Raw genomic sequence first — 14,830 nt, 5'->3', positions numbered from 1 at the left:
TATGGCTTGCCTGAACTGTATAAAATCATCTCTCATTCGTTTCTCAAAACGTCTGAAGCGCCTCCACAATCTCCGTGAACTGCATCCCATGGGAGGCCTTTACAAGGATATTATCGCCTTCTTTGATAATCTCCCCCATAGCAGCCAGAAAATCCGCTTTGGACTCGAACCAGACCCCTTGCGTGGCGTCGGAACGATTCTCTGCCCCATCTACCAACTCTTTAGAAATCTTACCAATCCCGCACACAAGGTCAATCCCTTTTTCTGCCGCATAGGCGCCGACCTCTCTGTGAAGTTCCCCGGTATTGTCCCCCAATTCTCCCATATCGCCAAGAATAGCGACTTTACGTCCGAGCGCCATATCCAGTACGTCAATAGATGCTTTCATAGACACTGGATTCGCATTATAGCAATCATCTAAAATCATGAGACGTTCCGTCTTAATAATATTGTTGCGCCCCGGAATAGAAGGAAGCCCTTCAATCCCAGCCTTAATCTCCTCCGGCGTAAGTCCAAGGGCATAACCCACTGCCGCCCCCGCAAGGGCATTGGAAACCATATGGATGCCAGGCAGCGGAACGATACAGTTAAAGGAAATGTCCTCCGGAAGATAGATGGTACATGCAGTCCCTTTAAGCCCCTGCGGTCTCATATGGCCGGCGCGGAATGTATTCTCCTCCCCCATGCCAAAGAAAATGGGACTTGCGCCCTTAATGGGAGCAGTCTGGGATAAAAGGTCGTCATCCCCGTTCAGAATGATTTTCCCGCCGCTTTTCATATCCTGAATCATCTGTGTCTTTTCCCTGTAAATGCCTTCTCTGGTCTTAAAAAATTCCAGATGGGCCACACCGATATTCGTAATCACGCAGATATCCGGGCTTGCGACCGAAGAAAGGCGGCGCATTTCCCCGAAATGATTGACACCCATCTCAAGAATCGCGACCTGATGTCCTTCCTCCAACCCGAAGATGGTAATCGGAAGCCCCCACTCGTTGTTAAAATTCCCCAGTGTCTTATGGACGGAGTATTTCTGGGAGACGACAGAAGCAATCATCTCCTTGGTGCTGGTCTTGCCCGCGCTCCCGGTAATGCCCACGACCTTGATATCGAAGGAATCCCGGTAGAGCTTCGCAATGTCAAGCAGCGCCTGACCGGTGGATTCCACAAGAATATAAGGAAAATCCGTCTCCCCAAGGTCTTCATGGGAAACCACGCATAGCGCTCCCGCTTTGACGGTATCAGGGATGAATTTATGGGCATTGACCTTCACCCCGTCAATGGCGACGAAAAGATAGCCGGGCTTCACCTTCCGGCTGTCGATTACGACACCTTCTACCTCCTGGCAAAAAAGACTTTCATCTCCGTAATAAGTCCCCTGACAGGCTTTTGTAATATTTTCAAGCGTAAGGTTCTTCATATAGTCACGCCTCCTTATGCCTCTGTATGGCTTACCGGACGAAGTCCATCGGCATGCATTGTGGTGTGCCCCTGGATATTCTCATTGGCGCCGTAACGTGCAAGGAACGACTCTTCGATAATCCGCTCACACAGCACGTCGTATGCCAGTCCGTCTGCCTTTGCAGCTTTGGGCAGCAGGCTTGCAGGAGTCATTCCCGGCAAGGCATTGACCTCTAAACAGTAGAAGCTGCCGTCCTCATCGTCAACGATAAAGTCAGCCCGAGAGTATACATCCATTCTGAGGGCCTCAAAAGCCGCTTCCCCTGCGCGCTGTATCTTCTGCTGTGTCTCCTCATCGATAGACTGGGGAGGACAAATCTCCTGCGCTCCTCCGTCTTGATATTTATTCTCATAATCGAAGAATCCGCTCTTAGGAATAATCTCCACCAAAGGCAGGGCCTTCCCGGCAATGATACCGCAGGCGAACTCCCGCCCTTTGATATACGGCTCAATGACAACTTCTTCTTCTTTGTCAATGTCAAAAGATTTATGTATTGCCTCTTCATACTCTTCCTCTGTATGTACAATATAGACTCCGATACTGGAGCCGCTTGCACAAGGCTTGATGACAAGAGGCAGATAGTAACCAAGTTCGGCAAGAGGCGTATCCTTAGTCTTTCTCGTGAGGGAAGTTCCCCGCGGGGTCGGCACACCGGACATCTTAAAAATCTGCTTTGCCACCAGCTTATTCATGGACAGGGAGCATCCAAGGGCATTCGGTCCGGTGTAACGGATGCCGAGAACGTCAAAAGTGGCCTGAAGTTTGCCGTCCTCCCCGATGGAACCGTGAAGCCCCATGAAAGTAATGTCAGCCATCTGGCACAGCTCAATTACATTTGGCCCAATCAGGCTGTCAGACTGATCCGGACGGGATTTTCTAAGAGCCTCAAGGTCTGGCGCCGTGGTCTTGATGCCCTCCGCTATCTCAAGCCCATGCCCCGGAAGGTCGAATACGTCTTCAAGCTTATCCGAATCACAGGGATATCCGAAAAACACATCCATCAAAAACACCTGATGACCTTTTTCCAGCAAAGTCTTGCAAATCCCTGCGCCTGAGGTCAGCGATACGTCGCGTTCCGGGCTGAGTCCGCCCGCTAATACAATTATCTTCATAAAAAATGTCTCCTTTTATTCGGTAATGCTCATCTGGTTCAGCAAAGCAGTCTTCACTTCGTAAAGCTTCGGCGATAGGTCCACATAGACCCGGTGAGGGTAGAACAGACGCTTCGTCTCTTCCCACAGCGTCTTCTTTTCCTGCCTGCAATAGTCCGCAATCTCAGTTACAGAAGGCGATTTGTAGATACATTCGCCGTTTTTGAAGACCGGCACAAGAATCTCGCGCATGGTGTAGGAGCCGCCCGGAAGTTTCGTCTTCTTCCACGTCTCGATTGGGTCGAACAAAAGCATATCTTCGCTGGTATCGAAGGTTTCCTCCGCAAAACAGATGAGGTCTGCCTTTACCTTTCCTGTTGTTTTATCATAGATTCTAAAAATAGTTTTGTTACCGGGATTGGTGATTTTCTCCGTGTTTTCGGAAATTTTTATCTTGGGGACAAATGCGCCTTCCTCATTCTGGATGGCGGCAAGCTTGTACACGCCGCCAAAGGACGGGTTGTCCTTGGAGGTAATCAGGTTCGTCCCCACGCCCCAGGAGTCGATGGCAGCGCCCTGCATCTTCAAGTCATGCAGAAGGTACTCGTCCAAATCATTGGAGGCACAGATGGACGCGTCGGTAAAACCGGCGGCATCTAACATCTTGCGGGCCTCTTTGGACAGGTAGGCAAGGTCCCCGCTGTCCAGACGGATTCCATATTTTTTAAATGGTTTCCCGGCGTCCCGGAATTCCTGGAATACACGGATTGCATTGGGGACGCCGGATTTTAAGGTATCGTAGGTGTCCACCAGCAAGGTGCAGTTGTCCGGATACATTTCTGCGTAAGTCCGAAACGCCGTGTATTCATCCGGAAAACTCATAATCCAGCTATGGGCATGGGTTCCCATTACCGGGACGTCAAAGAGCCGCCCGGCAAGGACGTTGGAGGTGCCGACGCATCCGCCGATCATAGCCGCCCGTGCGCCGTACAATCCGGCGTCCGGGCCTTGGGCCCGCCTTAATCCGAACTCCATGATTCCGTCCCCGGAAGCGGCGAAGACGATACGGGACGTCTTGGTGGCGATGAGGGACTGGTGGTTAATGATGTTCAGGATTGCAGTCTCCACCAGCTGCGCCTCCATGATAGGAGCGATGACTTTCAATAAAGGTTCTTTTGGAAATACGACCGTTCCCTCGGGGATGGCATAGATATCACCGCTAAAATGAAAACCGCTTAAATATTGAAGGAAATCTTCGCTGAATATGCCAAGCCCCCGCAGGTAATCCACGTCTTCATAGGTAAAGTTAAGGTTCTTAATATACTGGATGACCTGTTCAAGCCCGGCGCAGACCGAGTAACCGTTGTTGCAAGGGTTCTGGCGGAAGAACACGTCGAAAATGACCTTCTCGTGCTGGCCCTTCGCATAATATCCCTGCATCATAGTCAGTTCATATAAGTCTGTCAGCAAAGTTAAATCTTGTCTGTTCATCTCTACTTTTGCTCCTTTGGCTGTTAAGCTGAATTTTTTCTATTATAGCACTTGTATGTGTAAATGTAAAATGTTGAATCGAAAAAAGAAAGATGAAACCAAGTAATTAAACAAAAAAGTAAAATCTTAGTGACTCATTAATAAAAATTTGTTTGAGGTCACTATTTGAATATCATGACCATAATTTGCATAATCAGCATCGTTAGTAATTAATATTGCGATATGTTGTCGTGCAATTTCGACAAGAAGCGAATCATTAAAATCGTATGAAAATCCGTATACGAAAATATTTTGACGATTCATTTGACTAAAACCGTCATCAATAAATATAAAATTGTCTGATATATCTGTTTTGATTATATCTAAAATGGCATTCATTTTTTTACGGTAATCATTTGTGGAACGATAATCCCTTTTGAATTCCAATGTAGTGTCTTTTGTTGCGTTTTGATATAATTTAAATTGAATTCTGATACACCTATTAATGAATTCAGATATTTGGATTGAGGAAATTAATAGATGCGATTTTTTCTTAATTAAATTTTCAAACAGCATTTCATATTTATTGCTTGTTGATTCAAAATCTAAAGGATAAAATAAATTCAATAAAATGTTAGTTATTTGTTTGCAGCTCATATATTTCACTATCAGAAATCAATATAAAAGATCCATTATTATGTTTAAGAAAATCTAATAATGTACTAAACCCAAGTCCGCCGGGAGCTTCCAATGCCTTTGTGGAGTTGCCTGGAATAATTGCCCATTTCAAAGCATTACTAGGGATATCCATGGAAGTAGTTCTTAAATACGACGTTACATTCTCAGAGATTGTTTTTCCTATATCAACAATGGAAAAGCACAAATTCATACTTTTCGGAAAAAATTGTCCGCACACATATAAATAAGAGCTATTGGCATGGTCAATCACATTATTGAACATTTCTAGAAAGTTATCTATAATACTATTTTTATAAACAGAATTCATTATTGGCAAATTATTACGAGAAAAAACATTTAGCAAAAGGTAGCGTTCAAAATCGCCTAAATGTTCATCACTGCTTTTATTTTAGGATGTAAATTTCGTAAAGCTATCTTTGCTGGTCAAGTGTATTGAGGATATGGTATAGTTCAATGAGTTTGCTATATGTGGCTTTATTGTTTTTCAAATTATTTTCAAAAGAAAAAATGATTTCATGTTGTTCAATCATTAGTTTTGCCCCATTATTTAATATTTTACTCTTATTATAGAAATATGTTAGTGTTTTTGGTAACTTTACTGCTCGTAACACACTAGGGTACTGTCTGCATTATATTCAGTCAAACCTTCTTGTCTATTCGCCCATCTGTCGCGTTGGATTTTCTAGCCGTAGCCACCGCTACGCCGTCGAAAATCCGCCTTGCATATGAACGAATATCCTGCGAAGTTTTGCCAAATAAAATGTAGACAGCACACTAGCAATTATTATAATAACGCATCGGTTTATCATCAAAATAAGTCTTCCAATGTTGCTATACAGCAGATTAAGGACAGACAATATCCGCAGTCGCCAACATGATTTTCGGGAGAAATCCTGTTGGTGGGCATTAACTATACCAATGACTGATTGCGGTTGATAGTTTCCTGTATTAAATTCTGGCAATAGGGCGCAATCCGTTTGCGTGTCTCCTTATCCAGCTCTTTGGGGTAGATTGGCTTGCCATATTCAATCACAACATGGGTCTTCTCAATCTTAGGGATATGCTGCTCGAACATGGTGTGCGTATTATTCAGGCTGATTGGCACGATAGCGCAGCCTGATTTCTCTGCAATCTTGAAGGAGCCGCTGTGGAAGGGGAGCATGCTGAGTTCTTCCCCGTCGTTGCGCGTCCCTTCCGGGAAAATGCAGATGGAAATTCCTTTTTTAATGTGGTCGATTGCTTCGAGGATGCTTTTCAGTCCCTCTTTCGGGTTATCGCGGTCTAAGAAGAGACAATACAGCCGTTTCATCCAGTCCCGGAGGATAGGGTAGCGGAGCATCTCCTTTTTCGCAACGTAGCCGGTCAGACGTTTACAGCGGGAATAGGTCAGCAGGATGTCAAAATAACTCCTGTGGTTTGCGATAAAAAGTACCGGTTCGTCCGGTACGTTTTCTTCGCCGATTACGGTTACTTTTACTCCGGTAATCCATAAGATGACTTTAAACGCCCACTGTACCACACGGAGACAGCGGTAGTCGCTTGCTTCTTGATTGAAACGCTTCATGCATTTGCTAAGCGCCCATTCAATCACAAGCATGGGGATTCCGAACAGCAGGAAGGAAAAAAGGAAAAGGACTAGAAATATAAACCTAATCATCAGCTTCATCCTCCAATCCGGACGTCAGTTTATTTTCCCCATTGAAATCCGCCTCCGAATCCTCTTCCGTCAGTGGCTCCTCCTCTGCCTCCGGCATTGGAAGATGATACCTTCCATATAACATCGTATCCTCCCTGAGCGTCTCCGCCAGTTCCTCCCTAAGCGCCCCTTCCGAGAAGCGCCAGCTCCAATTACCCGAAGCAGTTCCGGGAGTGTTCATCCTTGCCGAAGAGCCGTATCCCAGCACATCTTGGAGCGGAAAAATCACATACCCTGCGATACTGCCCAGTGCGGCTGCAATCAATTCCCGGCAGATTCTTGTGTCATCATCCGTACAGCGTACATACCGGCGAAGCCTGCGCTGACAGTCTTGGCTTAGGGTTTTGTACCAGCCAAGCGTGGTGTCGTTGTCATGGGTTCCTGTATAGCAGACACAGTCCGGGTCAGTGAACCGGTAAGGCAGGTAATCACTTTCTCCAAGGTTATCGAATGCAAACTGCAATACCTTCATACCGGGGAAATGGAATTCCTTTCGCAGTGCGTCTACCTCCGGCGTAATAATCCCTAAATCCTCCGCAATAATCGGAAGGTCGTCGCCCAATGCATCCTGAATTGCATGGAACAGCTCATATCCCGGCGCAGGAATCCATTTTCCATTAATAGCGGTCTTCTCGCCGTAAGGAATGGCCCAGTAAGACTCGAACCCGCGGAAATGGTCGATGCGCAGGATATCAAGAGACTTCAACTGATGCCGGATACGGGAAATCCACCATGAGAAACCTTCCTTCTCATGGGCCTCCCAGTCATACAGCGGATTCCCCCACAACTGCCCGGTGGCTGAAAAATAATCCGGAGGGACGCCTGCGACTTTCAGAGGGAATCCTTTGGAATCTAACTGGAACAAATGCTGGTTTGCCCAAACGTCGGCGCTGTCCATGGAAACGAAGATGGGAATATCCCCGATAATCCTCACGTCGTGTTCATTGGCGTATGTTTTCAGTGCATGCCACTCTTTATAGAAGATAAATTGGAGGAACTGATAGAAACCAATCTTTTCCTTCAATGTACTGCGCAGTTTTTCCTTGAACTCTGGGGCGGGCATCCGATATTTGTCTTCCCATTCAAGCCAGCTTACCCCGCCGTTTTCCGATTTGCACGCCATGAACAGGGCGTAATCGTTAAGCCAGCCCTGCTCTTCCTGTATAAAATCCAAGTATTCTGTGTAAAGAGGAAGCTCCTTGGGACCTGCATTCATGAAATGTGCGTATGCCTTCTCATACACGGACTGCTTCCACGGAATAATGGCGCCGTAATCTACAGAATCCGGGCAGCAGGGCGGGACATCCGCAAGGTCGTCAGCCGTAAGAAGCCCAAGCTCCATCAAGTGGGCGGGGCTAATCAAAAGCGGCTGCCCCGCATAGGCAGAAAAACTCTGATATGGGGAATCCCCGTATCCGGTGTGGGTCAGGGGAAGAATCTGCCATAGATGCTGTCCTGCCTTTTTCAGAAAATCTACAAATCTGTATGCCGCATCTCCCAAATCCCCAATCCCGTATGGGGACGGAAGAGAGGTGGGATGCAGCAGAATCCCGGAAAGTCTCTCACTATTTTTCATAAAAATCTCCTTCATCCATTTTCATAATCACTAATAAAACCAATTATACTACAAAATTGGAATTTTTCCTAGACTTGGAGTGTATGATGTAGAGAGAATATATTGTGAGAAGTTACCGCACGCCCTGGCGCTTCATTGGCGCAGGGCAGAATGGAACTTGGCAAGAGGTCCTTATGAAAAGATGCTATACCTTACTGGACAAAGTCCACCCGCCCCGCATGGGGCATGCATCGCGGTGTGCCCTTGGGTATACCTTTTTGGCCCTGCCCATCTGTATCCTGATATTATCGGCATGTGCCGCAGGAAAGACAGATAACGGGAAAATAAGAAATGTCGAGTTTACCGTGGTTGACAGGGAAGACGTTCCTCAGGAATTTCAGGCTCAGATCGAGGAAAAAAAAGAAGGAGAGATGAAGCTTTATTACGGCGACAAAGGATATCTCTATGCCGCCAGAGGCTATGGAGTCCGGGAAACCAGCGGATACAGTGTGACAGTAGACCAGTGTTTTGAGACGGAGCAGGAGATACGGATTGGGACCAGTCTCTTAGGCCCAGGAAAAGAGGAGAAAATCCTCAAGAAAAAAACCTACCCTTATGTGGTGATAAAGATGGAGTATACGGATAAGCAGATTGAATTTGAGTAGGAGGCAAAAGGCATGGAATATGTAACCAGACAGATGCAGACTTACAGGACAGGAAACAGAATCACCGACCAGTTCTACATTGACGATGATTACAATGTACCGGACGCAAAAAGTGACGTCAAGAAAGTAATCTTAGGAGAAGGGACCCTCGCCGTAGAGGATATGAAGGTGGTGGAGAATTACATAAGGGTATCCGGGAAAATGAATTTCAAGGTCCTGTACGTGACAGACGAAGGGGAAACCAGGCTTTCCTGCCTGGAGGGCAGGATTCCTTTCGAGGAAATGATTTATCTTGAGCAGGAGCCGGTGGGAAACCTGTTCGTCCAGTCCTCAAGCGCAGACCTTACGGTTACGGCTATCCATTCCCGGAAGCTGAGCATCAAGACGTTAGCGGAGCTTACGGTATGCTCGGAAGGGAAGCAGGAGTCGGAGCTTACGACGGATATCGAGTGCGGGCAATCCTTGTACAAGAGGTTCGAGAGCAAGGAATTTTTGAAGGTATTTGCGACGATGAAGGATACCTACCGAATCAAGGAAGAAGTGTCCATCGGAGGGACGAAGGAGAATATCGGCGCGCTTTTGTGGACGGAGGTGACGAGCCGGAAGCTTGACACCCGCCTTGAGGCAGATGAGCTGCGGATACAGGGAGAGCTGCTTTTGTTCTGTTTCTATGAATCTCTGGATGGTAAAACAGACTGGATTGAGCAGACGGTTCCTTACGAGGGGCGTATCGAGTGCTATGGGGCGCAGGATAAGATGTACCATCAGATTTACCCGGAGCTTAACGACGTCAATATTGACGTGCGGATGGACGAGGACGGTGAAATGCGTCTAATCGGGGTGGAGGCGACCTTGGAGGTACGGCTGATTGTTTACGAGGAGGAACGGCTTGAGATACTTGCAGACGCCTATTCATTGGAGCAGAACTGCACGCCTAAGATTACGGAGGAGCAGATGGAGCGGCTGCTGCTTCAAAATCATTCTAAATGTAAGGTTACGGAACAGTTGTCATTGCCGGAGATTAAGGATGACATCTTACAGATATGCCACAGCAGCGCGCGGATTCAGGTGGAGCATACTGAGGCGGCGGAGAATGGCATCCAGATTGAAGGGGTGCTACATATTAGTTTCCTGTATGTGAAGGCGGACGACGCGATTCCTTTCGACACATGGCAGGGAATGGTTCCGTTCTCCTATCTGTTAGAAAGCAACGAGACGGCGGAGAATATGACTTATGGGCTGACTTATGCGGTGGAGCAGCTTTCCATCGGGCTTCTGGGGACGGATGAGATTGAAATCAAGGCGGTGCTGGCGTTCCATAGTTTCCTGAAAGAGCCGGTTTGTATCCGGAACATCCGGGAGATAGAATTTACGCCCTTTGATATGGAAGAAATGGAGAAACGCCCGGGCATTACGGGGTACATCGTCCGCGACGGCGATATCCTGTGGGATCTCGCTAAAAAATATAACACGACGGTAGAGGGGATTATGGAGGTAAATGAACTGCCTTCGGAAGAGATAAAAGCGGGTGACAGGATATTGATTTTTAAGGAAAATATGAGTATACTATAGGTACACTGTATACAGGATACAAGGAGAATGTGGATGGATAAATTAGAGTTAAAGGCACTTGGGAAGATTAATCTGGGACTCGACGTGTTGGGGAAACGGGAGAATGGATATCATGACGTGCGTATGGTAATGCAGACGGTCTATCTCTATGACCAGATTTGGATGGTGAAGACGAAGGAGCCGGGAATCCGGCTTAGCGCCAACTTATTCTATCTTCCGGTCAATGAGAATAACCTGGCTTACCGGGCCGCGGATTTGTTGATGAAGGAGTTTGGGATACGGGAGGGTGTGAAGATTGTGCTGGATAAGCATATCCCTGTGGCTGCGGGGATGGCTGGGGGCAGTTCTAATGCGGCTGCGGTCTTGTTCGGGATGAACCGTATGTTTTCGTTGGGGCTGTCCCAGAAAGCGCTGATGGAAAGGGGCGTTTTGCTGGGGGCAGACGTACCTTATTGTATCATGAGGGGGACGGTACTCGCGGAAGGGATTGGAGAGAAACTTACGCCTCTTCCTCCTATGCCTAAGTGTTTTGTACTGCTGGCAAAACCGTCTATCAGCGTTTCGACGAAGATGGTGTATGAGAAGCTGGACTCCCATGAGATTGCCGAACATCCGGATATTGACGGGATTATCGGAGGGCTTAGAGGGCATGATCTTTTGCAGGTATCTTCCTGCCTTGGGAATGTCCTTGAGAAGGTTACGGCAGAAGCCTATCCTGTGATTGAGCAGATTAAGGATACCATGAAGAAGAACGGCGCGCTCAATGCCTTGATGAGCGGCAGCGGGCCTACAGTCTTTGGACTGTTCGATGATAAGAAGGCGGCTAAGAAGGCGGCGTTTCGGATTCGGGAGCTGCAGCTTGCGCGGCAGACATACGTGACCGGCGTACACAATACGAGGAGGAGATAGGGGATGGAACTAAAGGTCAACATGAGCGAATATCTTCCGCTGCGGGACGTGGTGTTCAATACCCTGAGGCAGGCGATCCTGCGGGGAGAACTGAAACCGGGAGAGCGGCTGATGGAGATTAAGCTGGCCAATAAGCTTGGCGTCAGCCGGACGCCGATCCGGGAGGCGATCCGGAAGCTGGAGCTTGAGGGGCTGGTGCTTATGGTTCCGCGCAAAGGCGCAGAGGTGGCGGATATATCCGAGAAGAGCCTGCGGGACGTCTTAGAGGTCCGCAAGGCGTTAGAGGAGCTGGCGGTGAAGCTGACCTGTGATAAGATTAAGTATGCGCAGATACGGGAGCTTAGACATGCGGCGGAGGAGTTCCGGAAGACCTTGAGGAGCAGTGATATTACAGAGATTGCCGAGGCAGATGTGCGTTTTCATGATGTGATTTATGAGGCGACGGATAACCAGAAGCTGGTGCAGCTTTTAAATAATTTGCGGGAGCAGATGTATCGGTATCGTATAGAGTATTTGAAACGGCAGGAGGCGTATCCGCAGCTTTTGGCGGAGCATGAAGAGATTATTAAGCGGATTGAGGGGAAGGAGAAGGAACTGGCAGCGGAGATTGTTTGTAAGCATATCGATAATCAGGTGGAGGCGGTTATGGATGTGATACGGATGAAGAAGGGGGAGTGATGAGGATTCTGGCGGCGGAGGCGGTGAGTTTTGCGTATGGGTGGACGGCAGTTCACAGCTGCCTGTATACTGGCAAAATTTACGGTCGCAGGGTGGGAAGAATCCTATCAGGCTGGGAGCGTAGGGTGTTTGGGCGGCAGATGGTGGAAAAGTCGCAGGGGTTTTGTGTATGGGCGGATAGTTTATGGTTGCCCTTCCGATGGGTATTAGTGTGGCAATCAAGGAATAGGGCAGTGATATGGTTTCGGAGAGATTCTGATAAGAAGGATGGATAATGGGGAAAGAATTTTAGGTGTTTTGTATAAATGGTAGGTTATATGTCAACACTTCTTATATAACTTGAGTGATTATTGTATAAGGAGGGTGTTACATATGAATAGAGAGTTTTGGGATTGTGGTAAGGTTCGGCGGGTGGTTTGTCTGGTGTTTGGGATCTGTGCTGCGGCTTTGTTGACGGGGAGCTGTGTGGAGCGGGGGATTGAGCGGGTCGAGGCGAAGATGGAGCGGACGCAGAAGACGCTGGCAAAAGAGGTGCTTAGGTTTCATGTGCTTGCTAACAGTGACAGCGAGGAGGATCAGGCTGTCAAGGTGAAGGTTCGGGACGCTGTGCTTGCTTATATGGAGGAGAGCATGGGGGATGAGCTCTCGGGGGAGCCGGATGCAGAGGAGACGAAGGCCTGGGTGGAGTCACATTTGCATGAGCTGGAGGATGTGGCAGATCGGACGGTCGAGGCGGAGGGGTATTCTTATCGGTCTGAGGCGGATGTGGAAGTTAGTTATTTCCCGGATAAGTTGTATGGGGATGTCTTCTTTCCGCAGGGAGAGTATGAGGCGCTGAAGATTCGGCTGGGCCAGGCGAGAGGACATAATTGGTGGTGTGTCCTGTATCCGAGCCTGTGTTTTACGGATACGGCCTGTAAGGTTGTAAGCGACGAGGGAAAACAGGGGCTTAGAGAAGCCTTGACAGCGGAAGAGTATGAGATGGTGACGGCCACGTCTGATTTTAAGATTAAATGGTTTTTCTTTGGGGAGGGTGCGGATTAAGGTATGCCTTAGAATTCCCTTTTCAGGGATACATTAAGAGGAACATGGAGGAAGTTCATGACGGATTTTTTGGTAAGGATTTTTATAAAAGACCATACGGAAATCGAGAGGGTGTCTGTCAGGACCGCCTACGGTGTGTTGGCGAGTGCGGTAGGCATCCTTTGCAATGTGCTTTTATTTGTAGTAAAATGTTCGGTAGGGTATCTCTTGCATAGTATTTCGGTCATGGCGGATGCGTTTAACAATCTTTCGGATGCGGGTTCGTCTGTGATTGGTCTTGTGGGAGTGAAGATGGCTAGTAAACCGGCGGACAGGGATCACCCGTTTGGGCATGGCAGGATTGAGTATATTGCGGCGTTGATTGTGGCGTTTCTGGTCATGGAAGTGGGGTTTTCATTTTTTAAGGATGCTGTGGCGAAGATCCGGGAACCGGAGGTGCTGAAATTTCAGGCGGTGTCTGTGGTGGTTCTGGTCCTGTCGGTGGGCGTCAAGCTGTGGCTTGGGTTCTTTAACCGGAAGCTTGGGCAGAGGATTGATTCTAAGGTGATGATGGCCACCGCTGCGGATGCCATGGGCGATGTGATCACCACTACTGCGACGATTGCGTCCCTTCTGTTTTTCTGGGCGACGGGGGTGAATATCGACGGATTCGTGGGGCTTGGCGTGTCTCTGGTGGTGATGTGGGCCGGTGTCGGGATTGCGAAGGATACGCTGGAGCCTCTGATTGGTAAGGCAGTGGAGCCTGAGGAGTATGCAAGGATTACGGATTTTGTGGAAGGATATGAGGGGGTTCTTGGGAGCCATGATTTGATTGTCCATAATTATGGGCCGGGAAGGAGTATGGCTTCTATCCATGCGGAGGTTCCGAATGATGTGGAGATTGAGGCGTCCCATGAGGTGATCGACCGGATTGAGCGGGATGCGCTTAGGATGCTTGGCGTGTTTCTGGTGATTCATATGGACCCGGTGGAGACGCGGGATGTGAGGGTCATTGAGGCAAAAGGGCAGGTGGAGCGGATTCTTGAGGCGCTGGATGCGGCTGTGACTATCCATGATTTCCGCATGGTGAGCGGGGAGGAGCAGGTGAACCTGATTTTTGACATGGAGGTTCCTTATGAATATGACGGGAAGAAACAGGAGGAGCTGAAAAATACGTTGGTGAAGCTGCTCAAGATTACGGATTCGCGGTATCAGTGCGTCATTACGACAGAAAGGAGTTACATAGGCAGTGCAAAAGAGTAACAGATATACGTTGGAGGGCAGGATTCGATTTAGCGAGGTGGATCATACGAGACGGATTACGCTGCCGGGGATCATTAATTATTTTCAGGATTGCAGTACATTTCACTCGGAGAGTCTGGGCGTCGGGCTCTCCTACTGTGCTAAGCGCCGGAAGGTTTGGATTCTGTCGGCATGGCAGGTGGAGGTTGAGCGTTATCCCGTGATGGGAGAGCCGGTGAAGATAAGTACCTGGGCGACGAAATTTGACGGGCTGTTGGGACTGCGTAACTTCTGTATGGAGGATGAGGGGCAGAAGATGGCTGCGTGGGCGAATTCTGTGTGGGTCTATATGGATGTGGAGAAGGGAAGGCCTGCAAGACCGGACAGGCGGGAAATTGAACTCTATGGAACGGAGGAACCGCTGCCTATGGAGTATGCGCCGCGGAAAATTGAGCTGCCGGGGAATTTAGAAGATGGAGAGCCGTTCCCGGTGCGGAAGTATCATATAGATACGAACGAGCACGTGAATAACTGCCAGTATGTGCAGATGGCGCAGGAAGCGCTGAAAGAGCCGATGGATGTCAGGAAACTGCGGGTGGAGTATAAGAAATCAGCTGTGTATGGCGATATCATTTACCCTAGGACGGCGTATGAAGAGGATAGAGCCGTAGTGGAACTGTGCGACGGGGCGGGGAAGGCTTATGCGGTGGTGGAGTTCTCTTGATGGAGAAATGTGAGTTTAAGATACAAGTACACGTAACACAAAGGAGA

13 protein-coding genes are annotated in these 14,830 nt (G+C 48.4%); 7 read left to right on the top strand and 6 right to left on the bottom strand.

What is annotated here, in order from left to right; translation table 11 throughout:
* Positions 1-43: 43 nt before the first annotated feature.
* From AC6I3O_RS22850 to malQ, 6 genes are all read right to left on the bottom strand, one after another.
* Positions 44-1,417, bottom strand: coding sequence for a UDP-N-acetylmuramoyl-tripeptide--D-alanyl-D-alanine ligase (locus AC6I3O_RS22850; RefSeq protein ID WP_497852827.1), 1,374 nt, complete (start codon positions 1,415-1,417; stop codon positions 44-46).
* A gap of 14 nt (positions 1,418-1,431) precedes the next feature.
* Complete coding sequence (locus tag AC6I3O_RS22845; protein ID WP_497852826.1) at positions 1,432-2,571, bottom strand: D-alanine--D-alanine ligase family protein; 1,140 nt, start codon at positions 2,569-2,571, stop codon at positions 1,432-1,434.
* A gap of 15 nt (positions 2,572-2,586) precedes the next feature.
* Complete coding sequence (locus AC6I3O_RS22840) at positions 2,587-4,041, bottom strand: nicotinate phosphoribosyltransferase (RefSeq protein WP_497852825.1); 1,455 nt, start codon at positions 4,039-4,041, stop codon at positions 2,587-2,589.
* A 126-nt stretch (positions 4,042-4,167) separates the two neighbouring features.
* The gene (locus tag AC6I3O_RS22835) at positions 4,168-4,677 is read right to left on the bottom strand and encodes a hypothetical protein (RefSeq protein ID WP_497852824.1); all 510 of its coding nucleotides are present in this window, start codon (positions 4,675-4,677) and stop codon (positions 4,168-4,170) included.
* Positions 4,678-5,629: 952 nt separating this feature from the next.
* Complete coding sequence (locus AC6I3O_RS22830; RefSeq protein WP_497852823.1) at positions 5,630-6,376, bottom strand: lysophospholipid acyltransferase family protein; 747 nt, start codon at positions 6,374-6,376, stop codon at positions 5,630-5,632.
* Positions 6,369-7,991, bottom strand: coding sequence for a 4-alpha-glucanotransferase (malQ, locus tag AC6I3O_RS22825; protein ID WP_497852822.1), 1,623 nt, complete (start codon positions 7,989-7,991; stop codon positions 6,369-6,371). Before malQ ends, AC6I3O_RS22830 begins: the two co-directional genes overlap by 8 nt.
* A 173-nt stretch (positions 7,992-8,164) precedes the next feature.
* Here malQ and AC6I3O_RS22820 point away from each other — a divergent pair, with 173 nt between their 5' ends.
* The 7 genes from AC6I3O_RS22820 (at position 8,165) to AC6I3O_RS22790 (ending at position 14,783) form a co-directional block, all read left to right on the top strand.
* Complete coding sequence (locus AC6I3O_RS22820; RefSeq protein ID WP_497852821.1) at positions 8,165-8,635, top strand: protease complex subunit PrcB family protein; 471 nt, start codon at positions 8,165-8,167, stop codon at positions 8,633-8,635.
* Positions 8,636-8,647: 12 nt separating this feature from the next.
* Entirely contained in the window at positions 8,648-10,207 is a 1,560-nt protein-coding gene (locus tag AC6I3O_RS22815) for a DUF3794 and LysM peptidoglycan-binding domain-containing protein (RefSeq protein WP_497852820.1), read from the top strand.
* Between the two features lie 33 nt (positions 10,208-10,240).
* Complete coding sequence (ispE, locus tag AC6I3O_RS22810; protein WP_497852819.1) at positions 10,241-11,116, top strand: 4-(cytidine 5'-diphospho)-2-C-methyl-D-erythritol kinase; 876 nt, start codon at positions 10,241-10,243, stop codon at positions 11,114-11,116.
* A 3-nt stretch (positions 11,117-11,119) separates the two neighbouring features.
* Positions 11,120-11,794: a GntR family transcriptional regulator gene (locus AC6I3O_RS22805; protein WP_497852818.1), complete on the top strand. Its 675-nt coding sequence runs from the start codon at positions 11,120-11,122 to the stop codon at positions 11,792-11,794.
* Positions 11,795-12,166: 372 nt separating this feature from the next.
* Positions 12,167-12,838 (top strand): stage II sporulation protein R, encoded by a 672-nt coding sequence (gene spoIIR / locus AC6I3O_RS22800; protein WP_497852817.1) that lies wholly within the window; start codon positions 12,167-12,169, stop codon positions 12,836-12,838.
* A gap of 57 nt (positions 12,839-12,895) precedes the next feature.
* Positions 12,896-14,080, top strand: a complete 1,185-nt coding sequence (locus AC6I3O_RS22795; protein WP_497852816.1) for a cation diffusion facilitator family transporter — start codon at positions 12,896-12,898, stop codon at positions 14,078-14,080.
* Positions 14,067-14,783 carry an acyl-[acyl-carrier-protein] thioesterase gene (locus AC6I3O_RS22790; protein WP_497852815.1) on the top strand — a complete coding sequence of 239 codons (717 nt, stop codon included), beginning with the start codon at positions 14,067-14,069 and terminating at the stop codon, positions 14,781-14,783. Before AC6I3O_RS22795 ends, AC6I3O_RS22790 begins: the two co-directional genes overlap by 14 nt.
* The last annotated feature ends 47 nt before the right edge of the window (positions 14,784-14,830 follow it).

The organism is Sporofaciens sp. St.21A7, assembly GCF_059728535.1.
This window is presented reverse-complemented; position numbering and strand designations above follow the sequence as displayed.

Coding starts and splice junctions, on each gene's coding strand:
- AC6I3O_RS22850 (WP_497852827.1), bottom strand. CDS start 1,417: ATGAAGAACCTTACGCTTGAAAATATTACAAAAGCCTGTCAGGGGACT.
- AC6I3O_RS22845 (WP_497852826.1), bottom strand. CDS start 2,571: ATGAAGATAATTGTATTAGCGGGCGGACTCAGCCCGGAACGCGACGTA.
- AC6I3O_RS22840 (WP_497852825.1), bottom strand. CDS start 4,041: ATGAACAGACAAGATTTAACTTTGCTGACAGACTTATATGAACTGACT.
- AC6I3O_RS22835 (WP_497852824.1), bottom strand. CDS start 4,677: ATGAGCTGCAAACAAATAACTAACATTTTATTGAATTTATTTTATCCT.
- AC6I3O_RS22830 (WP_497852823.1), bottom strand. CDS start 6,376: ATGATTAGGTTTATATTTCTAGTCCTTTTCCTTTTTTCCTTCCTGCTG.
- malQ (WP_497852822.1), bottom strand. CDS start 7,991: ATGAAAAATAGTGAGAGACTTTCCGGGATTCTGCTGCATCCCACCTCT.
- AC6I3O_RS22820 (WP_497852821.1), top strand. CDS start 8,165: ATGAAAAGATGCTATACCTTACTGGACAAAGTCCACCCGCCCCGCATG.
- AC6I3O_RS22815 (WP_497852820.1), top strand. CDS start 8,648: ATGGAATATGTAACCAGACAGATGCAGACTTACAGGACAGGAAACAGA.
- ispE (WP_497852819.1), top strand. CDS start 10,241: ATGGATAAATTAGAGTTAAAGGCACTTGGGAAGATTAATCTGGGACTC.
- AC6I3O_RS22805 (WP_497852818.1), top strand. CDS start 11,120: ATGGAACTAAAGGTCAACATGAGCGAATATCTTCCGCTGCGGGACGTG.
- spoIIR (WP_497852817.1), top strand. CDS start 12,167: ATGAATAGAGAGTTTTGGGATTGTGGTAAGGTTCGGCGGGTGGTTTGT.
- AC6I3O_RS22795 (WP_497852816.1), top strand. CDS start 12,896: ATGACGGATTTTTTGGTAAGGATTTTTATAAAAGACCATACGGAAATC.